18 protein-coding genes and 1 pseudogene are annotated in these 20,066 nt (G+C 71.4%); 11 read left to right on the top strand and 8 right to left on the bottom strand.

Features of this window, described 5'->3' with window-relative positions; all coding sequences use genetic code 11:
- Positions 1–71: 71 nt before the first annotated feature.
- Positions 72–1,253, bottom strand: a complete 1,182-nt coding sequence (locus tag EJ357_RS39295; RefSeq protein WP_126400602.1) for an ROK family transcriptional regulator — start codon at positions 1,251–1,253, stop codon at positions 72–74.
- A 197-nt stretch (positions 1,254–1,450) separates the two neighbouring features.
- Between EJ357_RS39295 and EJ357_RS50335 the strand changes: the two are divergent.
- Positions 1,451–1,666: pseudogene (locus tag EJ357_RS50335) on the top strand (NmrA family NAD(P)-binding protein); the annotation flags it as partial.
- Positions 1,667–1,754: 88 nt separating this feature from the next.
- On the top strand, positions 1,755–2,324 hold the full coding sequence (locus EJ357_RS39290; protein ID WP_267132825.1) for a Rossmann-fold NAD(P)-binding domain-containing protein: 570 nt from the start codon (positions 1,755–1,757) through the stop codon (positions 2,322–2,324).
- A gap of 54 nt (positions 2,325–2,378) precedes the next feature.
- Here the strand turns inward: EJ357_RS39290 and EJ357_RS39285 are convergent, their stop codons facing one another.
- The 4 genes from EJ357_RS39285 to EJ357_RS39275 form a co-directional block, all read right to left on the bottom strand.
- Entirely contained in the window at positions 2,379–3,056 is a 678-nt protein-coding gene (locus EJ357_RS39285; protein WP_126396406.1) for a GntR family transcriptional regulator, read from the bottom strand.
- Positions 3,057–3,233: 177 nt separating this feature from the next.
- Entirely contained in the window at positions 3,234–4,172 is a 939-nt protein-coding gene (locus EJ357_RS39280) for a beta-ketoacyl-ACP synthase III (RefSeq protein WP_126396405.1), read from the bottom strand.
- A 149-nt stretch (positions 4,173–4,321) separates the two neighbouring features.
- Positions 4,322–4,462, bottom strand: coding sequence for an MFS transporter small subunit (locus tag EJ357_RS48630; protein ID WP_175647676.1), 141 nt, complete (start codon positions 4,460–4,462; stop codon positions 4,322–4,324).
- Positions 4,437–5,774, bottom strand: a complete 1,338-nt coding sequence (locus tag EJ357_RS39275; RefSeq protein WP_126396404.1) for an OFA family MFS transporter — start codon at positions 5,772–5,774, stop codon at positions 4,437–4,439. The genes EJ357_RS48630 and EJ357_RS39275 overlap by 26 nt, the downstream gene beginning before the upstream one ends.
- 272 nt (positions 5,775–6,046) lie before the next feature.
- Here EJ357_RS39275 and EJ357_RS39270 point away from each other — a divergent pair, with 272 nt between their 5' ends.
- The 5 genes from EJ357_RS39270 to fdhD are packed head-to-tail and all read left to right on the top strand — an operon-like array spanning position 6,047 to position 12,521.
- Entirely contained in the window at positions 6,047–7,018 is a 972-nt protein-coding gene (locus tag EJ357_RS39270; protein ID WP_126396403.1) for a 2-dehydropantoate 2-reductase, read from the top strand.
- A 10-nt stretch (positions 7,019–7,028) separates the two neighbouring features.
- The gene (locus EJ357_RS39265) at positions 7,029–8,954 is read left to right on the top strand and encodes a molybdopterin oxidoreductase family protein (protein WP_126396402.1); all 1,926 of its coding nucleotides are present in this window, start codon (positions 7,029–7,031) and stop codon (positions 8,952–8,954) included.
- Positions 8,955–8,960: 6 nt separating this feature from the next.
- On the top strand, positions 8,961–10,793 hold the full coding sequence (locus EJ357_RS39260) for an NAD(P)H-dependent oxidoreductase subunit E (protein ID WP_126396401.1): 1,833 nt from the start codon (positions 8,961–8,963) through the stop codon (positions 10,791–10,793).
- On the top strand, positions 10,790–11,650 hold the full coding sequence (locus tag EJ357_RS39255) for a 2Fe-2S iron-sulfur cluster-binding protein (RefSeq protein WP_126396400.1): 861 nt from the start codon (positions 10,790–10,792) through the stop codon (positions 11,648–11,650). Before EJ357_RS39260 ends, EJ357_RS39255 begins: the two co-directional genes overlap by 4 nt.
- A 16-nt stretch (positions 11,651–11,666) precedes the next feature.
- The gene (gene fdhD, locus EJ357_RS39250; protein ID WP_126396399.1) at positions 11,667–12,521 is read left to right on the top strand and encodes a formate dehydrogenase accessory sulfurtransferase FdhD; all 855 of its coding nucleotides are present in this window, start codon (positions 11,667–11,669) and stop codon (positions 12,519–12,521) included.
- 140 nt (positions 12,522–12,661) lie between these two features.
- Here fdhD and EJ357_RS39245 read toward each other — a convergent pair whose 3' ends face one another.
- On the bottom strand, positions 12,662–13,189 hold the full coding sequence (locus EJ357_RS39245; protein WP_126396398.1) for an isochorismatase family protein: 528 nt from the start codon (positions 13,187–13,189) through the stop codon (positions 12,662–12,664).
- A gap of 19 nt (positions 13,190–13,208) precedes the next feature.
- A complete protein-coding gene (locus tag EJ357_RS39240) occupies positions 13,209–13,646 on the bottom strand; it encodes a MarR family winged helix-turn-helix transcriptional regulator (protein WP_126396397.1) in 438 nt (145 codons plus the stop codon).
- Between the two features lie 85 nt (positions 13,647–13,731).
- Between EJ357_RS39240 and EJ357_RS39235 the strand changes: the two genes are divergently transcribed.
- The 3 genes from EJ357_RS39235 to EJ357_RS39225 all read left to right on the top strand — a co-directional run bounded on the left by EJ357_RS39235 (position 13,732) and on the right by EJ357_RS39225 (position 17,941).
- Positions 13,732–14,649 carry a quinone oxidoreductase family protein gene (locus tag EJ357_RS39235; protein ID WP_126396396.1) on the top strand — a complete coding sequence of 306 codons (918 nt, stop codon included), beginning with the start codon at positions 13,732–13,734 and terminating at the stop codon, positions 14,647–14,649.
- 132 nt (positions 14,650–14,781) lie between these two features.
- Positions 14,782–16,692: a sialidase family protein gene (locus EJ357_RS39230; protein ID WP_126396395.1), complete on the top strand. Its 1,911-nt coding sequence runs from the start codon at positions 14,782–14,784 to the stop codon at positions 16,690–16,692.
- A gap of 10 nt (positions 16,693–16,702) precedes the next feature.
- Positions 16,703–17,941, top strand: coding sequence for a DUF4185 domain-containing protein (locus tag EJ357_RS39225; protein ID WP_126396394.1), 1,239 nt, complete (start codon positions 16,703–16,705; stop codon positions 17,939–17,941).
- Here the strand turns inward: EJ357_RS39225 and EJ357_RS39220 are convergent.
- Positions 17,877–18,971: a bile acid:sodium symporter family protein gene (locus tag EJ357_RS39220; RefSeq protein WP_175647675.1), complete on the bottom strand. Its 1,095-nt coding sequence runs from the start codon at positions 18,969–18,971 to the stop codon at positions 17,877–17,879. The two genes, EJ357_RS39225 and EJ357_RS39220, sit on opposite strands and share 65 nt — an antisense overlap.
- A gap of 180 nt (positions 18,972–19,151) precedes the next feature.
- Between EJ357_RS39220 and EJ357_RS39215 the strand changes: the two genes are divergently transcribed.
- Entirely contained in the window at positions 19,152–20,015 is an 864-nt protein-coding gene (locus tag EJ357_RS39215) for a LysR substrate-binding domain-containing protein (protein WP_126396392.1), read from the top strand.
- Positions 20,016–20,066 lie beyond the last annotated feature (51 nt).

Genomic DNA, 20,066 nt, shown 5'->3' with positions numbered 1-20,066 from the left:
GCGAGGCAGAGCAGGGCGAAGCTGAGCGCTGTGCGAGGTGCGGTGTCGGTGAGCCGTGCGGGGTACGTGGCCTACGCGGGTGAGAACAGGTGGTCGCTGATGAGCCGGGCCGCGCCGATGACTCCGGCGGTGGGGCCCAACTCGCCAAGGACGATGGGGAGGTTGCCGGTCGCCAGGGGCAGCGACTGGCGGTAGACCTGGGTGCGGATCGCGGCGAGCAGGTTGTGGCCGAGGCCGGTCACCCCGCCGCCGATCACCACCAGGCCGGGGTTGAAGAAGCTGACGAGTCCGGCGATGACCTGGCCGACGCGGTTGCCGCCCTCGCGGATCAGGTCGAGGGCGGTGGCGTCGCCCGCGGCGGCCGCGGCGGCGACGTCGACGGCGGTCAGGGTGCCGTTCGCCGCAAGCCGCGAGGCGAGTTCGTCCGACAGCCCCTGCTGGGCCGCCTCCACGGCGTCCCGGGCGAGGGCCGCCCCGCTGAAGTGGGCCTCCAGGCAGCCCCGGTTGCCGCAGGCGCAGGGGCGGCCGTCGGGCACGGCCTGGATGTGCCCGATGTCGCCCGCGCTGCCCGTGACACCGCGGTGGACGTCACCGCCCGCGACGATGCCGCAGCCGATGCCGGTGCCGATCTTGACGCAGAGGAAGTCGCCCACGGAGCGTGCGACGCCCGCGTGCTGCTCCCCCATCGCCATGAGGTTCACGTCGTTGTCGACCATGACCGGGCAGCCGAGTTCCTGGCTGAGCGCCTCCCGCACGGGGAAGCCGTCCCAGCCCGGCATGATCGGCGGAGCCACCGGGACGCCCTCGGGGAAGCGGACCGGTCCGGGGACGCCGATGCCGGCGCCGTCGTACCCCTCCGCGAGCCCGGAGGCCCTCAACTTCGCTGCCATGGACAGGACTTGCTCGAAGACCGCGACCGGGCCCTCGCGGACGTCCAGGGGCTGGTTGAGGTGTCCGAGGATCTCCAGTTCGGCGTTGGTGACGGCGACGTCGACCGAGGTCGCGCCGATGTCGACGCCGAGGAAGCGCAGCCCGGGGTTGAGCCGGATGTTGTGGGAACGGCGCCCACCGCGTGAGGCGGCGAGTCCGTCGGCCACGACCAGGCCCGTCTCCAGCAGGCGGTCCACCTCCACGGCCAGCTTGGACCGCGAGAGGTCGATCTGGTCGCCCAGCTGGGCCCGGGAGTTGGGTCCGCCGTCGCGCAACAGCCTGAGCAGTTTGGCCTGATGGGCGTTCGCGGGTCGCGCCGTCATGCGTCTCACGAGCCCCTCCCCGCCTCAATCGGCCTGAACGCGCCGGGTTTCGGCCACTTCCGCGGCCTGCTTTCGAGGGGAACGTAGCAGCGGTCGTCGGGAGTGGGAAGAAGTTGCGCAGAGATTGCCGTCAACTTTCTCCACTCACAGGACAAAGCCCTGCGGTGCCCTGGTGCCCTCGGCCCGGGCCCCGCAGGATGGACTCGCGGCCGAGCCCGCCGGGGCCCGGAACGGGGAGAGGGGACCGCGTGTTTCTGGTGACGGGTGCCACGGGCCACGTGGGCGCGGAGCTCGTGCGGGCGCTGGCGGAGGCCGGGGAGCCGGTGCGTGCGCTGAGCCGTGCCGGCCGGGCGGAGGGGCTGGCGCCAGGGGTGACGGCCGTCGCGGGCGATCTCAACCGGCCCGAGACGGTGCGGGCCGCGCTCGACGGCGTACGGGGGCTGTTCCTGATGCCCGGCTACGACGGGCAGCGCCAGATCCTGGCCGACGCGGGCGGCGGGCATGGAGCACGTCGTGCTCCTGTCCGGGAAGTCGGCCGAGGTCGAGGACGACAACGCGGTCACGCGCTATATGCGGGCGGCCGAGTCGGAGGTGCGGGCGTCCGGGCTGTCATGGACCTTCGTGCGGCCGGTGAGCTTCATGTCCAACGCGTCGGCGCTGGCGGACCAGATCCGCAAGAGCGACGAGGTGCGGGTACCGTTCCCCGGCGTGCGCACGGCGGACATCGATCCGTACGACATCGCCCACGTGGCCGCGCATGCCCTCCGCTCGCCCGGCCACGAGGGCCGCGTCCACACGGTGACCGGGCCCGAGGCCCTGCTGCCCGCCGACCGCGTCCGCATCCTCGGCGAGACGCTCGGCCGCGAACTGCGCACCGTCGGCCTCACCGACGAGGAGGCGCGCACGGCGATGGGAGCCCACTTCCCGGCCCCGTACGTCGACGCGTTCTTCCGCTTCTTCGTGGACGGGATCCTGGACGAGTCCGTGGTGCTGCCGACGGTGCGGGAGGTCACGGGGCGGGCACCGCGCACGTTCGAGCAGTGGGCCCGAGCGCACACGGACGCGTTCTGAAAGACGCGATCCTGTCGGATCTGTGACCTCTCGGTCCCAGGTCCCCCCCCGGCCCTATGACCTCTGGCGTGCGTGGTACGACGCCCGCGTGTGCTCCGTGTGCTCCCGCATCAGCTGCGTGGCGCGGCCCTCGTCCCGGTCGTTGATCGCGGCGATCATTCCGCGGTGCTCGATCCAGGACTGGTGGCCGCGCTGACGGGCGACGGGTGTGTAGTACCAGCGCACGCGGCGGTCGACCTGGGCCGCGAGTTCGGCGAGGACGGCGTTGCCCGCGAGTTCCATGATCTTCGCGTGGAAGCGGGCGTTGAGGGCGACGGCCGCGTCCACGTCGTCGGCGGCGACGGCCTTCTCGCCCTCCGCGCACAGCTGTTCCAGGGCCGTGATGCCGGCGCTGTCGGCGTGGGCGGCGGCGAGGCGGGCCGCCTCGGCCTCCAGCAGGGTGCGGACGGTGAGGAGCTGGTCGGCCTCCTCCTCCGTCGGCTCGTGCACGAACGCGCCCTGCGCGGGCCGCAGATCGACCCAGCCCTCGGTGTTCAGCCGCTGCAGCGCCTCGCGCACCGGCTGTCGCGAGACGCCCAGATGACCTGCCAGTTCGCTCTCGACCAGGTGCTGGCCGGGCTGGAGGGCCCGGGTCGTGATGAGTTCGAGCAGCGCCTCGTAGACGCGGTCGCGCAGCGGGCCGGGCCGTTCGAGCTTGGGCACCGCACCCTGCGGTAGTCCTGTCGACAACATCGGTTCCCCTCCTGGGCGAACGCCGGGCGACTGCATCCCGTAGCCGGTCGTCACTGGAAAGCCAGTATCGATTGTCTTTCGTCTACAGTCTACGGCGCACAAAGGCCAGGGAAACGGGGAGTTGACCGCATCACACGGGCCCGTCATCCAGGCGTCGCAAGGCTCGTCCCCCAGGCGTCAGGGGCAGCGCACGACCTGCCCCGCGTACGACAGGTTCCCGCCGAACCCGAAGAGCAGCACCGGGTCCCCGGTCGAGATACGCCCCTGCTCCACGAGCTTGGACAGGGCCAGCGGAATGCTCGCCGCCGAGGTGTTCCCGGACTCCGCGACATCGCGCGCGACCACGGCGTTGACCGCGCCGAGCTTCTCCGCGAGGGGCTCGATGATGCGCAGGTTGGCCTGGTGCAGGACGACTCCGGCGAGGTCCTCGGGCGCGAGGCCCGCCCGCTCGCAGGCCCGGCGGGCGATGCCCGGCAGCTGCGTCGTCGCCCAGCGGTAGACGCTCTGCCCCTCCTGCGCGAACCGCGCGGGCTGCCCCTCGATGCGCACGGCGTGCCCCATCTCGGGCACCGAACCCCACAGCACCGGCCCGATCCCGGCCACCTCGGACGCCTCCACGACGGCCGCGCCCGCCCCGTCGCCGACCAGCACACAGGTCGTACGGTCGCCCCAGTCGGTGACGTCGGACATCTTGTCGGCGCCGATCACCAGGGCCCGTGCCGCGCCGCCCGCGCGGACGGCGTGGTCGGCGGTGGCCAGGGCGTGGGTGAAGCCGGCGCAGACGACGTTGAGGTCCATCGCGGCGGGCGACGGGATGCCGAGCCGGGCGGCGACCCGGGCGGCCATGTTCGGGGAGCGGTCGATGGCGGTGGAGGTGGCGACCAGGACCAGGTCGATGTCGCCGGGCGCGAGACCTGCCGCCGCGAGGGCCTTGGCGGCGGCGCGCGCGGCCAGCTCGTCGACGGGCTCGTCGGGGCCGGCGATGTGGCGCGTGCGGATACCCACCCGGCTCATGATCCACTCGTCACTGGTGTCGACCATGCCCGCCAGGTCCTCGTTGGTGAGAACCTTGGCGGGCTGGTAGTGGCCGACTGCGGCGATGCGCGAGCCGTTCATCGTTGGTGATCCCCTCGGGCCTCGGGTAGCGGGATTCACCAGTCTGATCAGTGACTCACGGGTACGGCGGCACGTGATGCCACAGGAATCGGGCGCCCGTGTTGTCAGCTTCCATCAGACCCTCGGACGCCCGAACAACTTCCGAACCCCTAGCCGGTGAACAGCTGCGTCGCCTTCCGCACGAGTTCGTAGACCCCGTAGGCGAGCGGCACCCCGACCCATACCCAGGCGAAGGCGATCAGCCCCCGTCGGCTGGGCGGACCGCTAGGCGGACTGCTGTCGCTGGACATCGGCGGCCTCCTTCTCCTTCGACTCCGGGGCGGGGACGTGATGGCGGGGGTGGACCGGCCGGACGAGTTCGTTGGCGACGAAGCCTACGGCGAGCAGCCCGATCATGATGAACAAGGACATCGTGTACAAGGAGGAGCCGTCCTTGCCGGCCTCCTCCTGCCGGTCGGCGATCCAGTTCACGATCAGCGGTCCGAGGACACCGGCCGTGGACCAGGCGGTGAGCAGCCGGCCGTGGATGGCACCCACCTGGTAGGTCCCGAAGAGGTCCTTCAGATAGGCGGGGATCGTCGCGAAGCCGCCCCCGTAGAAGGACAGGATCACCAGCGCGCACAGGATGAACAGCGGCTTCGACGAGTCGCCGGCCAGCGCGATCAGCCCGTACATGAGCGCGCCCGCGCCCAGGTACAGGCGGTAGATGTTCTTGCGCCCGATCAGGTCGGACGTCGAGGACCAGCCGATACGGCCCGCCATGTTGGCCGCCGACAGCAGGGCGACGAACCCGGCCGCCGCGGACACCGACACGGGCGTGGAGGTGTTCTTGAAGAAGTCCGTGATCATCGGCGCGGCCTTCTCCAGGATGCCGATGCCGGCGGTCACGTTCATGCAGAGCACGACCCACAGACACCAGAACTGGGGCGTGCGCACGGCGTTACGTGCGGACACCTGCGGCCCGTCGAAGGCGCTGGGCGCGCCACCGACCGGCTTCTCGGTGCGCGGCACGCGGACCAGCAGCACACCGAGCAGCATGAACACGGAGTACGACAGTCCGTGCACCAGGAACGCCATGGCGATCCCGGAGCTGTCGCTGCCGAACGACTCCAGCATCTGCGCCGACCAGGGCGAGGCGATGAGCGCGCCACCGCCGAAGCCCATGATGGCGATGCCGGTGGCCATGCCGGGCCGGTCCGGGAACCACTTGATCAGTGTCGAGACCGGCGAGATGTAGCCGATACCGAGACCGATACCGCCGACGAAGCCGTAGCCGAGGACGATCAGCCAGTACTGCTCGGTCGCCGCGCCCAGCGCGGAGAGCAGGAAGCCGGACGAGAAGCAGATCAGGGCGACGGTCATGGCCCAGCGCGGGCCGTTGCGCTCCACCAGCGTGCCGCCGAACGCGGCCGACAGGCCGAGCATGACGATGCCGAGCTGGAAGGGCAGCGCGCTCTGCGTGCCACTGAGGCCGAGCGCGGATTCGAGCGGGGGCTTGAACACGCTCCACGCGTAGGCCTGACCGATGGACAGATGGACCGACAGAGCGGCGGGCGGAACCAGCCAGCGGCTCCATCCCGCGGGTGCGACAGGGGGACTCATGATCCCGAACGGTAGGGAGCGGCGCGGCAGTTGAGAAGGCGGCGCGTCGACCGTATGCGATGAACGGTATGCCGGGCGCGACGAACGGTCGAACGCCGTACGGGATGACGGGCCGAGGCCGCACGCAAAGGCTGACCGAACGCCGTGCGCGAACCCTTGCTGACCCCTTATCCATACTGTAGACAATATTCAGTCGACGAGATTCGACCTGCTCGAACACCGCTTCCCAGCCACCTCCGCGGTACCCCCTCGACCGAACGGAGCGTTCCGAAGTGAAAGTTGCAGTCCTCGGCGCCGGTGCGATCGGCGCCTACGTCGGAGCCGCGCTGCATCGCGCGGGCGCCGATGTGCACCTCATAGCCCGTGGACCGCATCTGGCGGCCATGAGGCGGCACGGGGTGCGGGTGCTCAGTCCGCGCGGCGACTTCACCGCCCGCGCCCACGCGACCGACGATCCGGCCGAAGTCGGCCCGGTCGACTACGTCTTCCTGGGTCTGAAGGCCAACTCGTACGCGGCGTGCGGGCCGCTGATCGAGCCCCTTCTGCACGACGGCACGGCGGTCGTGGCCGCCCAGAACGGCATCCCCTGGTGGTACTTCCACCGGCACGGCGGCCTGCACGACGGCCAGCGCATCGAGAGTGTCGACCCGGACGGCGCGGTCAGTGCGGTGCTCGCGCCCGAACGGGCAGTCGGCTGTGTGGTCTACGCCGCGACCGAGCTCGAAGGCCCGGGTGTCGTGCGGCACCTGGAAGGCACCCGGTTCTCCATCGGCGAGCCCGACCGCAGCGTGTCCAAGCGCTGCACGGACCTGGGCGAGGCCATGATCGCCGGCGGCCTGAAGTGCCCGGTCGAACCCGACCTGCGCAACGACATCTGGCTCAAGCTGCTCGGCAACATCTCCTTCAACCCGATCAGCGCGCTCGCCCGCGCCACCATGCGGCAGATGTGCCTGCACGGCGGCACCCGCAAGGTCATCGAGATCATGATGACCGAGACGCTCGCGGTCGCCGAGGCCCTCGGCTGCGAGGTCGGCGTCTCCATCGAGCGCCGGCTCGCGGGCGCCGAGCGGGTCGGCGACCACCGCACCTCCACGCTCCAGGACCTGGAGCGCGGCAAACCGCTCGAACTCGATGTACTCCTCGCGGCGGTCGTCGAGTTGGCGGAGATCACCGGCGTCCAGGTGCCCACCCTGCGCACCGTGCACGCCATCTCGGACCTGCTCGCGCTGAGGAGCGCCGCATGAGGAGCGCCGCATGAGCAAACGCGACCGTACTCCGAAGAACTACACCCGGCTGACCCACCCGCTCGTCCGGGACTCGCGCGACGAGCCCTTCCGGCAGGCGAGCTGGCAGGAGGCCCTGGACCGCGCGGCCGAGGGTCTGGCCCGCAACCGGGACGCCTTCGGCATGTTCTCCTGCGCCCGGGCCACGAACGAGATGAACTACGTGGCGCAGAAGTTCGCCCGGGTCGTCATGGGCACCAACAACGTCGACTCCTGCAACCGCACCTGCCACGCCCCCAGCGTCGCCGGCCTGTCGGCGGCCTTCGGCTCGGGCGGGGGCACCTCCTCGTACGAGGAGATCGAGCACACCGACGTCATCGTGATGTGGGGCTCCAACGCCCGCTTCGCGCACCCGATCTTCTTCCAGCACGTACTCAAGGGGATCCGAGGCGGCGCCCGTATGTACGCCGTCGACCCGCGCCGCACCTCCACCGCCGAGTGGGCGGAGAGCTGGATGGGGCTCAACGTCGGCACCGACATCGCGATGGCGCACGCGATCGGCCGCGAGATCATCCACGCCGGGCTGGCGAACGAGGCCTTCATCCAGCGGGCGACCAGCGGCTACGAGGAGTACAAGGCGCTCGTCGAGCCGTGGACGCCGTCCCTCGCCGAGAAGGTGACGGGCGTTCCGGCCGCCGCGATACGGGAGTTGGCCCACGCCTACGCCCGCGCCGAGCGCGCCCAGCTGTGCTGGACCCTCGGCATCACCGAGCACCACAACGGCACCGACAACGTCCGCGCGCTGATCAACCTGTCGCTGCTGACCGGCCATGTCGGGCGCTACGGCTCCGGGCTCCAGCCGCTGCGCGGGCAGAACAACGTCCAGGGCGGCGGCGACATGGGCGCGATCCCCAACCGCCTGCCCGGCTTCCAGGACATCCTCGACCCCGACAGCCGGCTGAAGTTCGAGTCCGCCTGGGACACCGTCATCCAGCCCCACTACGGCCTCAACCTCACCCAGATGTTCGAGGCTATGGAAGAGGGCTCGCTCAAGGCCGTCTACTGCATCGGCGAGAACCCGGCGCAGTCGGAGGCGGACAGCGAGCAGGCCGTACGGCGCATGCGGCAGCTGGACTTCCTCGTCGTCCAGGACATCTTCCTGACGAAGACGGCCGAGCTGGCGCACGTCATCCTCCCCGCCACCGCCGGGTGGGCCGAGACCGACGGCACGACCACCAACAGCGAGCGGCGGGTTCAGCGGGTGCGCCGCGCGGTCACCCCGCCCGGCGAGGCCCGCGAGGACATCGACATCATCTGCGCGCTGGCGGCGCGGCTGGGCCACGAGTGGAAGTACGCGGACGCCGAGGCGGTGTGGAACGAACTGCGCTCGGTCTCCCCGGACCACTACGGGATGACGTACGAACGCCTGGAGGAGCACCAGGGCATCCAGTGGCCGTGTCCGAGCACCGAACAACTCGAACCGACCTATCTGCACGGCCGGTTGTGGGAGGCGGACCCGGCCGAGCGCGGGACGCCGGCGCCGTTCGGGATCGTCCAGCACGATCCACCGGTCGACCTCACCGACGAGGAGTACCCGATCCGCCTCACCACCGGGCGGCGGCTCGACTCCTACAACACCGGTGTGCAGAGCGGAAGTTTCGCCTCTCCGCTGCGGCGCGGCGAGTACGTCGAGCTGTGCCCGGAGGACGCCGAGCGGTACGGGGTGGTGGTCGGCGAGGAGGTCCTGGTGACCTCGCGGCGCGGGTCGGTCGTCGCGCCGGTGTGGGTCGACACCGCGCTGCGGCCGGGGCTCGCCTTCATGACCATGCACTTTCCCGACGAGGTGGACACCAACCAGCTGACGATCGAGGCGAACTGCCCGATCGCGGGGACGGCGGAGTTCAAGGCGTCGGCGATCCGGATCGAGAAGCTCCCCGTCGCGACCATCGTGAGGTGACCTCAAGTGGACCTGCACTTCGGCGACAGCAAACCGACGGGCGACGAACGGGCCGCCATCGACGCCCTGTTGGGCCCGCCGGAGTCCTCCTGGGAGGGCGCCGCCCGCGATGAGATGAGGGCCGCGGACCTGAGGTGGGCCCGGGGCGGCCGCGAGGCACGGGACCGCCGCGACCTGCTGTTGCCGGGGCTGCACGCCATCAACGACCGGATCGGCTGGATCAGCGAGGGCGCCCTCGACTACCTGTGCCGGCGGCTGACGGTGCCGCCGGCGGAGGCGTACGGGGTGGCCACCTTCTACGCCATGTTCTCGGTCAAGCCCCGCCCCGCCACCGCGCTCCACGTGTGCACCGACCTCGCGTGCGCGGCGGCCGGGGCGAGCGAGCTGTGTGCCGGGGTCGAGGCGCGGCTGGGGCTCGGCAGTGGTGTGTCGGTGGAGCGCAGTCCGTGCCTCGGTCTGTGCGAGCGGGCTCCGGCGGCGCTCGCGATCAAGGCCGGGGACCCGGTGCGTACGGCGGTCTCGGCACCGGCGACCGTGCACGACGCCGTCCTCGCCGCGAGCACGCCGGACTCGGCGCCCGAGGAACCGTCGGCCGCGATGGCGGTGCCCCAGGCCGCAGACCCCTCGTTGACCCTGCTGCGACGCGTCGGGGTCGTCGACCCGTCCTCGCTGGACGACTACCGAGCCCACGGCGGCTACACGGCCCTGCGCCGGGCCTTCGAGCTCGGTCCCGCCGGAGTCATCCGCGAGGTCACCGACTCCGGCCTGGTCGGGCGTGGCGGCGCCGCCTTCCCCACCGGCCGCAAATGGCAGGCCACGGCGTCACAGCCCGACCATCCGCACTACCTCGTCTGCAACGCCGACGAATCCGAGCCGGGCACCTTCAAGGACCGCGTGATCATGGAGGGCGACCCGTACGCGCTGGTCGAGTCGATGACCATCGCGGCGTATGCGACGGGCGTCCACAAGGGCTACCTGTATCTGCGCGGCGAGTACCCCCGTGCCCTGGGGCGCCTGGAGCACGCCATCGCGCAGGCACGCGCGCGTGGGCTGCTCGGGGACGACGTCCTCGGCCAGGGATACGCCTTCGACATCGAGATCAGACGAGGCGCGGGGGCCTACATCTGCGGCGAGGAGACGGCTCTGTTCAACTCCATCGAGGGCTACCGGGGCGAGCCGCGCTCGAAGCCGCCGTTCCCGGTGGAGAAAGGCCTGTTCGGCAAGCCCACGGTGGAGAACAACGTGGAGACGCTGGTCAACGTGCTGCCGATCCTGACCATGGGCGCACCGGCGTACGCCGCGATCGGCACGGCGCGCTCCACCGGGCCGAAGCTGTTCTGCGTGTCGGGGAGTGTGGCGCGGCCCGGCATCTACGAGCTCCCCTTCGGCGCGACGCTGGGCGAGCTGCTGGAGCTGGCCGGGGTGCGGGAGGGGCTGCGGGCGGTGCTGCTGGGGGGCGCCGCGGGTGGCTTCGTACGGCCCGACGAGGTGGACATTCCCCTCACCTTCGAAGGCACCCGGGAGGCCGGCACGACCCTCGGCTCCGGCGTGGTCATGGCCTTCGACGACACCGTCCCGCTGCCCCGGCTGCTGCTGCGCATCGCCGAGTTCTTCCGTGACGAGTCGTGCGGGCAGTGCGTGCCGTGCCGGGTCGGGACCGTACGGCAGGAGGAGGCGCTGCACCGGATCGTGGAGCGCACGGGTGCGGCGGCCGCCGGTGACATCGCCCTGCTCAGGGAGGTCGGCCGCGCGATGCGGGACGCCTCGATCTGCGGTCTGGGGCAGACCGCGTGGAATGCCGTGGAATCCGCCATCGACCGTCTGGGGGCGTACGAATGACCGTGGTACCGCTGGGGATCCCGCGCCGGCTGCTGGAGTTCACCATCGACGGGGAGCCCGTGCGCGCGGCGGAGGGCTCCACGATCCTCGACGCCTGCCGAGCCGCGGGGAAGGACATCCCGACCCTGTGCCAGGGGGACACGCTGCGGCCCAAGAACGCCTGCCGTGTGTGTGTCGTGGAGGTCGAGGGGTCGCGGACGCTCGTCCCGGCCTGTTCGCGCAAGGCCGAGGCGGGCATGGAGGTGCGGACCGACACCGAGCGGGCCAGGCACAGTCGCAAGATCGTCCTGGAGCTTCTCGCGTCGTCGGTCGACTTGTCGACGACGCCGGAGGTCGCCGGGTGGATCAAGGAGTACGAGGCGAAGCCGGACCGCTTCGGCCCGGACGCGGCGCGGCTCAACGAGGAGCCGAAGGTCGACAACGAGCTGTACGTGCGCGACTACGACAAGTGCATCCTCTGCTACAAGTGCGTGGACGCCTGCGGTGACCAGTGGCAGAACAGCTTCGCGATCTCCGTGGCCGGGCGGGGGTTCGACGCGCGGATCGCGGTGGAGCACGACGCGCCGCTGACCGACTCGGCGTGCGTGTACTGCGGCAACTGCATCGAGGTGTGCCCGACGGGGGCCCTGTCCTTCAAGTCCGAGTTCGACATGCGGGCGGCGGGTACGTGGGACGAGGGCCGGCAGACCGAGACGACCACGGTGTGCGCGTACTGCGGTGTGGGCTGCAACCTCACCCTGCACGTGCAGGACAATGAGATCGTGAAGGTCACCTCTCCGCACGACAATCCGGTGACCCACGGCAACCTGTGCATCAAGGGCCGCTTCGGCTACCAGCACGTACAGAACCGGGACTGACGGGACTGATCGGGACATGGGACGAGTCACGGAACGACGCAAGGTGATCCGGATCCGGGACGGGGCGGTCTCCACCCGGCCGGACACGCTCGTCGCCGAGGAACCACTGGAGATCCGGCTCAACGGCAAGCCGCTGGCGATCACCATGCGCACCCCGGGCGACGACTTCGCACTGGCGGCGGGCTTCCTGGTGAGCGAGGGCGTGCTGGCCGAGCAGGGGGACCTGCAGAACATCGTCTACTGCGCGGGCGCTACGGCGGACGGCTCGAACACGTACAACGTGGTGGACGTGCGCACGTCCGCGGGGGTGGTGATCCCCGACATCACGCTCGAACGCAACGTGTACACGACGTCGTCGTGCGGCCTGTGCGGCAAGGCGTCGCTGGACGCGGTCCGTACGACGGCCCGCTGGCCCATCGACGACGGCGAGGGCACCCCGGTCCGGCTCGACCCCGACCTGCTCGCGGGCCTCCCCGACCGGCTCCGCGCGGCCCAGCGGGTCTTCGACCGGACCGGGGGTCTGCACGCGGCGGCCCTGTTCACCGAGGACGGCGAGCTGCTGGACATACGGGAGGACGTGGGCCGGCACAACGCGGTCGACAAGCTGGTCGGCCGCGCCCTGCAGCACGGAAACCTGCCGTTGTCCCGGACGATCCTGCTGGTGTCGGGGCGGGCCAGCTTCGAGCTCGCCCAGAAGGCCGTGATGGCGGGGATCCCGGTGCTCGCGGCGGTCTCGGCGCCTTCCTCCCTGGCGGTGGATCTGGCCGCGGAGACGGGGCTGACGCTGGTGGGCTTCCTGCGGGGCAGCTCCATGAACGTGTACGCGGGCGAACACCGGCTGGCCCTGCGGACCGCGGCCGCCCAGGCCTGACAGGCTCCCCCGCGACACGGCGGCGGGGCCCCGATCGGCGGGGAGCGCCCCCTGCGCCGGGTTGGGGCCCCGTCGTGTTTTTCGCTACCTCCTACAGGGCCGAACCGTAGGGCCCAGGGCCCAAGGCCCAAGGCCCTACGTCATCCGTTCACGAAGCCCACCCCCGTGGACTGCGCCACCGACCCCAGCCTCGGAAAGTCCAGCCGAACCGACGCCTCGTGCTCGGCCGCCGTGAACGCCGTCATCGCGTCCTCCACGAAGACCAGGTCATAACCGAGGTCGGCGGCCGCGCGGGCGGTGGACTCGACGCCGAGGTTGGTGGCGATGCCGGCGAACACCAGGGTGGTGAGCCCTCGTTCGCGGAGGCGGTCGTCCAGGCCCGTGCCCTGGAAGCCGCCGATCGTGCGCTTGACGATCTCGATGTCGCCGTCCTTGAGCAGCCCTGCCACCAGCCCGCTGCCGGGCGGCTGCTCGGCCACGCCGGGGCGTTCGACGCGGATGAGGACGACGGTCGCTCCCGCCGAGCGGAAGCTGGACGCCAACTCCTCGCACGTCGTGAGGACTTCGGTGCCCTTGTGGGGCTCCAAGGGCAGCGCGACGATGCGGTCCATCAGGTCGACGAGCACGAGGGCGGTGCGGGCGGGTTCGAGCGCGAGCGGTGCGGTCATGGCGGAACGTTATCCGTCGTCAGCTCTGCGTACCGGAAATCCGGATCAACAGGTCCGTGAACCGGTCGCGTTCGGCCGCCGAGAGCGGGGCGAGGAGCGCGTCGTTGGCCTCGCGCGCCGCCTTCTCGCACCGCTTCAGCAGGCGTCCGCCCTCGTCGGTGAGGGACACCGCGTTCTTGCGGCGGTCGTTCGGATCCGGCTCGCGGACGACGAGTCCTGCGGACTGCAGGTCGTTGAGGATGCCGACCAGGTCCTTGGGGTCCAGCCGGACGCTGCGGCCGAGATCCGCCTGCGCGACCGGGGCGAGGTCACGCACGGCGGACAACACCACGTGGTGCCACATCTTCATGCCCTCCGCCGCCAGCGCCTCGGCCACCAGGGCCCGGCCGCGGGCCGCCGCACGGCCGAGCAGCCAGCTGGGGAGGGAGCGGATCGCGGGCAGGGGGGCTTCGGGCATGTACGGCAGCCTAGCCGAAAGTCGTTGGACTTCCCAATGATTCGCTCCCTATCGTTGGGACCACCAACGTTTTGGAGGTGTGGTCATGCGTCGTGTCCGATACGGCTCCCCGGGCGGCCCGCTCTTCGTGGAGGAGGCACCCGTCCCCGAACCGGCCGTCGGCGAACTCCTCGTCCGCTGCGAGGCGATAGGCGTCACGCTCCCCGTGGTGCGAAAGGTCACCGAGGCGGCCGAGCCGGTCGCGCTCGGGGGCGAGATCGCCGGGGAGGTCGTGGCCGTCGGCGAAGGCGTCAGCCGGTTCCGGGCCGGCGACCGGGTGACGGGGCTGTGCTTCGGGCACGGGTACGCCGACTTCGCGCCGCTGCTGGAGACCATGGCCTCCCCCGTACCGGACGGCGCCTCGGCCGTCGACGCGGTCGCACTGGTCCGCAGCGGCCTGGTCGCGCTCGGCGCGCTGGCGGCCGCCCGGCCCGAGCGCGGGGAGGCGGCGCTGGTCACCGCGGCGGCGAGCGGCGTCGGCCATCTCGCCGTGCAGCTCGCGCGAGCACGGGGTGCGGGGCGGGTCGTGGGCGCCGTGTCCGATCCGGCCAAGGCGGACTTCGTGCGCTCCCTCGGCGCCGATGACGTCGTCGTCTACGCGGACGACAGCTGGGGGCGACCCGTCGACTACGCCCTCGACGCGGTCGGCGGCGACCTGCTCACGCCGGCCCTCACCGCGCTCGGCCCTGGCGGGCGCCTGGTGGCGTACAGCTCGGGCGGCGGCACCATCCAGGCCTATGACCTTCTCGTGGGAGCCAAGTCCGTCGTCGGGTTCCAGATGGCGCGGATCGCGCGCGGGGAGCCCGAGTTGTACGAGCGGTGGCGGCAGGAGCTGTGGAGGCTGTTCGCCGCGGGGGCCGTGAAGCCCGCCGTGCACGGGGAGTTCGCGCTTCAGGAGGCGGCCGAGGCGCATGCGGTGATCGAGGCCCGGGGCAACCGAGGGAAAGTAGTACTCCATCCGTGATGTGACACGTGCACGGTTCTTGTGATGCGTGCGATAGCCCAACTAACGTCTGTGATGCGCACTTTGGACGTGGGATGTCCGAATGTTCAGATGCCTGGACGCATGACCAGACGACGAAGGGCGGGCCGCACCATGCCGTCGAGAGTTCGCGCACGTCTCAGAGCTGCCCTCGTCGCGGCCGTCGCCACCACGGCGACGGCCGCGACCTTGAGTCCGGCGCAGTCCCAAAGCCCGGACCGGCCCCAATCCGCCACCCGGACACCGCTGTTCGAGCAGCAGATCCTCTTCAGGGCCGACCAGGACCCCGGATACGCCTGCTTCCGCATCCCGGCGATCGTGAAGACCAAGGACGGCACCCTGCTGGCGTTCGCCGAGGGGCGGGTGCTCAACTGCGGCGACGCCGCCGACATCGACATCGTGCTCAAGCGGTCCACCGACGGCGGCCGCACCTGGGGCCCGCTCCAGGTCGTCAACGACGGCGCCGGCGACACGCACGGCAACCCCGCGCCGATCGTGGACCGCGAGACCGGCCGCATCCTGCTGGCGGAGACGTACAACACGGGCCGTACGGACAGCGGAAATTGCTCCGTGCCGTGTGATCGCTCGCCCTATCTGCAGTACAGCGACGACGACGGCAGGACCTGGTCCACACCGCGCGATCTGAGCGACCAGATACTGCCGGCGGACTGGAACTCCTGGTACGCCACCGGCCCCGTGCACGGCATCCAGCTCACCAAGGGCAAGCACGCCGGGCGCCTCGTCTTCGGCGTCAACACCGAGACGTGGAACGGCAGTCGGGTCTCCGCCAACCACGCCGCCCTCATCGTCAGCGACGACGGCGGCGACACCTGGCGGGCCGGCGCCATCGACTCCTGGCCCATCGCCGCCGACGACGGCACCTTCCGGCAGAAGCCGTCCGAGGTGACCCTCAGCGAGCGCGCGGACGGCACCCTCATCGTCAGCGGCCGCGAACAGGACGGCTCCGACCTCGGCCACCGCTCCCAGACGACCAGCCGCGACGGCGGCGACAGCTTCACCGGGCCCTTCCGCGGCCTGCCGGACCTGTACACGCCGCAGGTCCAGGGCGCCACGCTGCGCATGGGCAACCGCATGCTGCTGTCCGCACCCGCCGACCCCGACCGCCGGCGGACCATGATGGTCCGGTCCTCCTACGACGGCGGCGACACCTGGGAGAGCGTGGACCGCGGCAGGGTCGTCACCACGGACTGGTCGGGCTACTCGGACATGGTCGGCATCGACGCGTCCACGGTGGGCCTGATGTACGAGGGCGGCACCGTCGACGCACGCGACGAGATCCGCTTCGCCCGGTTCAACGACGCCTGGCTCGGCCCGCGCCGCGCCGCCGACCCGACCACCCCCGACCTCGCCCCGGGCGCTCCCCGCGCGACCCTGCTCGGCGGCGCGCGCACGACCGGCGGCGTCATCGGCGACGCCGTGGAGTTCGACGGCGCGGACGACGCCGTACGTCTGCCGTACCGCTCCCGACTCCCGCTCGGGACAGGGGACTTCACGGCCTCGCTGTTCTTCCGCTATTCGGCCACCAGTGGCGAGCAGCCCTTCCTGTGGATGGGCGGGATCGGCACCACCCAGCCCCAGATCTGGCTGCGCGGCGAGCCCGACAACGACCGGGTGCGCGCCCTGATCACCACACGGGAGGGGTTCCGGACCGTGCGCACCGCGTCCGTGTGGTTCGACGGCGCCCACAACGACGGCCGGTGGCACCACCTCGCGCTGCGACGCGGCGGTGGACAGCTGACGCTGTTCCTCGACGGTACGGCGATCAGCACCGCGGACGTGGCCGGCTCGGTCAGCCGTAACTCTCCGTTCGGCGTGCACGTCGGCCAGCGCATGGACAGCCGGGCCTTCCTGACCGGCGCGATCGACGACGTCCACGTGTGGAACCGGGCACTCGGCGACGCCGAGATCGGGGCCGCGGCACGGGCCACCACCGGCACCAAGTCCTCGACCACCGCCGACACCGTTCTGTGGCTGCCCATGGACCAGGTGCGCCCGGGCCACTAACGTCCCTCCCGTGCCCGACGACGCACGAGCACGGCAGCACACGGGAACCGGCCTCGGAATCCTGCTGGCCCTGGTTCTCGCGGCCGTGCTGCTCACCGCCCTCCCGGACGACGGCGAACGGGAGGGCGGTGGCGCGTGCGCACCGCACTCGGTCGCGTCCTGGTCGGCCGAGAAGGACCTCAACGCCGAGTTCTCCCGCTACGGCGACGATCCCTCCCGCGGCGACGACTGGACCGGCGGCGACGGGACGCACTCCGTGCGGCTGCCCGACGGGCGGCTGCTGTGGCTTTTCTCGGACACCTATCTCGGCCAGGTGTACGCCCCGCCCAATCCGTTCGGCGAGTCCTTCACCTGGCGGGACACGACCGCTCCCCTGGTGCGCAACTCGGCGGTCGTGATGCGGGGCGGACGCCTGGAGCGCACCCTGCCCACCCCGCTCTTCCCCGATCCCGCCCCCGGCCAGTGGCGATGGCCGGTCGGGGCCCGCGTGGAGCCCCGCTCCCCCGGCTCGTCCGAGCAGGTCCTGCGGGTGCTGCTGTGGGTGCGCACGGCCGGGCAGGCCCCGTGGATCTACGGTGTGCCGACCGCCACCGAGGTCGCCACGCTCTCGCTGCCCGACCTGCGCGTCGAGTCGGTGGTGAAGGTCTTCGACCAGCAGCTGGTGCCGGATCCCTCCCGGCGCGTCCTGTTCGGGACGACGCTGGTCGAGGAGGACGGCTGGACGTACGTCTTCGGCGGTGACGACGGCCAGGCCGCGTCCCGGCCCGCCTCGCGGGCGTACGTCGCGCGCGTGCGGGAGGGCAGGCTGGCGGAGCCTGGGGCCTGGGAGTACTGGAACGGCTCCGCGTGGGCGGGCGGGGCGGGTGCCCGGCCGCGCGCGGTGCTCGGGGACGGGCAGCGCACGGGGGTGGGCAGCGCGTTCTCGGTGGCGCGGGTGCGGGGGACGTACGTCCTGTTCACGATGGCCGCGGGAACCGAGGGGCTGACGACCGTCACCTCGTACTGGGCCTGCGCCCCGACCGGCCCGTGGCACGGGCCGACGAAGGACTTCAGCCCGTCGCTGCCGCAGGGCGCGCAGGTCGCCGCCTACAACCCGCAGACGCATCCCGAGCTGAGCGATGACGGTCGTCTCGTCCTGAGCTACGACGTCAACTGGCTGGAGACGGCGGGCGCCGCGGCGCAGCTCAACCGGAACGTGTCCCTGTACCGACCGCGGTTCGTGTCTGTGAAGGTGGCGCCGACGCGGTGACCTGCTCGGGAGCCTCGGCCTCGGCGGCGTCGGCCTCCGGGTCGTGGGCACGCCGCTTGGCTATGACCGCGCACACCATCAGCTGCATCTGGTGGAAGAGCATCAGCGGCAGCACGGCCAGCGAGGCGTGCGCGCCGAACAGGACGCTCGCCATGGGCAGCCCGGCCGCCAGGGACTTCTTGGAGCCCGCGAACTGGATCGCGATGCGGTCCGCGCGGCCGAAGCGCAGTGCCTTGGCGCCGTACCAGGTCAGGGCCAGCATCACGGCCAGCAGCACCGCCTCCACGGCGAGCAGGCCGGCCAGCCGGACCGGACTCACCTGGCTCCAGATGCCCTGGACCATGCCCGCGCTGAACGCGGTGTAGACGACCAGCAGGATCGAGCCGCGGTCGACGAGGCCGAGGACCTTCTTGTGCCGGGTGACGAAGCCGCCCACCCGTCGCCCACCACCACCCTGCTCGACGCGCTTCGCGCGGCCCCTTTTGACTCCGCAGCGGCGCAGCAGCTGCCCGGCGACGAACGGCACCAGCAGCTGCAGCACGATCTTGACCAGCGAGTCGGCGGAGAACCCGCCGACGCTGCCGCCGAGCACGGCCGCCGCGAGGAGCGGGGTGACGACGATGCCGACGAGCGAGGAGAAGGAGCCCGCGCAGATCGCGGCGGGGACGTTGCCGCGCGCCATCGAGGTGAAGGCGATGGACGACTGGATGGTCGACGGCACGAGGGTGAGGAAGAGCAGGCCCTGGTAGAGCGGGTGCGTCAGGACCACCGGGACGAGGCCGCGGGCGGCCAGCCCGAGCAGCGGGAAGACGACGAAGGTGCAGGCCAGGACGGTGACGTGGAGCCGCCAGTGCTTCAGCCCGTCCAGCGCCTCGCGGGTGGACAGCCGGGCGCCGTAGAGGAAGAAGAGGAACGCGATCGCGGCCGTGGACGCGCCGGACGCCACGTCGGAGGCCGTCCCGCGCGCCGGGAGGAGGGCCGCGAGGCCGACGGTCCCGAGCAGCAGCAGGATGTACGGGTCGATCGGCATCCAACGCGGCCATTGCAGGCGTTTCACTGTGCTCCACTACTTCGCTGTCGCTTCGCTGAACCTGAGGTTCCGGACACGGACGTGCCCTTTCCATCGTCCTCCGACGATCAGCGATCGGGAATCCGGCATACCACTCTGACTGTCATCACGTTCCGCGATAACAGGGCTAGCCTGGGCGGTATGTACGACCCCGCCCACCTCCGTACGTTCCTCGCGGTGGCCCAGACGCTGAGCTTCACGCAGGCCGCCCGACGGCTCGGCCTGCGCCAGTCGACCGTCAGCCAGCACGTACGGCGCCTGGAGGGCGCCACCGGGCGGCCGCTGTTCACCCGGGACACCCACTCCGTGGAGCTGACCGAGGACGGCGAGGCGATGCTCGGCTTCGCCCGCCGGATCCTGGAGGTGCACGACCAGGCCACGGCGTTCTTCACCGGCACCCGGCTGCGCGGCCGGCTCCGCTTCGGCGCGTCCGAGGACTTCGTGCTGACCCGGCTGCCGGAGATCCTGGAGGGCTTCCGCTACGACCACCCCGAGGTCGACCTGGAGCTGACGGTCGAGCTGTCCGGCACGCTGCACGAGCAGCTCGCCGCCGGAAAACTGGACCTGGTGCTGGCCAAGCGGCGCCCCGAGGACCCTCGCGGCGAGCTGGTCTGGCACGACCGGCTGGTGTGGATCGGCGCGGAACGGCTGCGCCTGGAGCCGGACCGTCCGGTGCCGCTGATCGTCTATCCGCCGCCGGGGATCACCAGGGCGCTCGCGCTGGAGGCACTGGAACGGCAGGGGCGCGACTGGCGGATCGTATGCACGAGCGGAAGTCTGAACGGTTTGATCGCGGCGGCCCGCGCCGGCCTCGGCGTGATGGCCCACTCCCGGGGCCTGATCCCCCCGGGCCTGGCCCGCGTCGCCGAGCGCTCGGGCCTGCCGGAACTCGGCCGCGTCGACTTCGTGCTGGTCCACGGCCCGCGCCGCACGGCGGCCCAGAGCGCGGCGGACGCGCTGGCGGCGGCGATTCTGGCGGGCGGGGACCGGCTGCACCGGCGCTAGAGGTTGCCCGCGGGACGGACGGAGTGACGGATTCAGCCATCCTCACGCTGA

Source organism: Streptomyces cyaneochromogenes (assembly GCF_003963535.1).
Classification (GTDB): Bacteria; Actinomycetota; Actinomycetes; order Streptomycetales; family Streptomycetaceae; genus Streptomyces; species Streptomyces shaanxiensis.
Note: the sequence above shows the minus strand (reverse complement) of the source record. Positions and strands in the feature narration are given on the sequence as shown.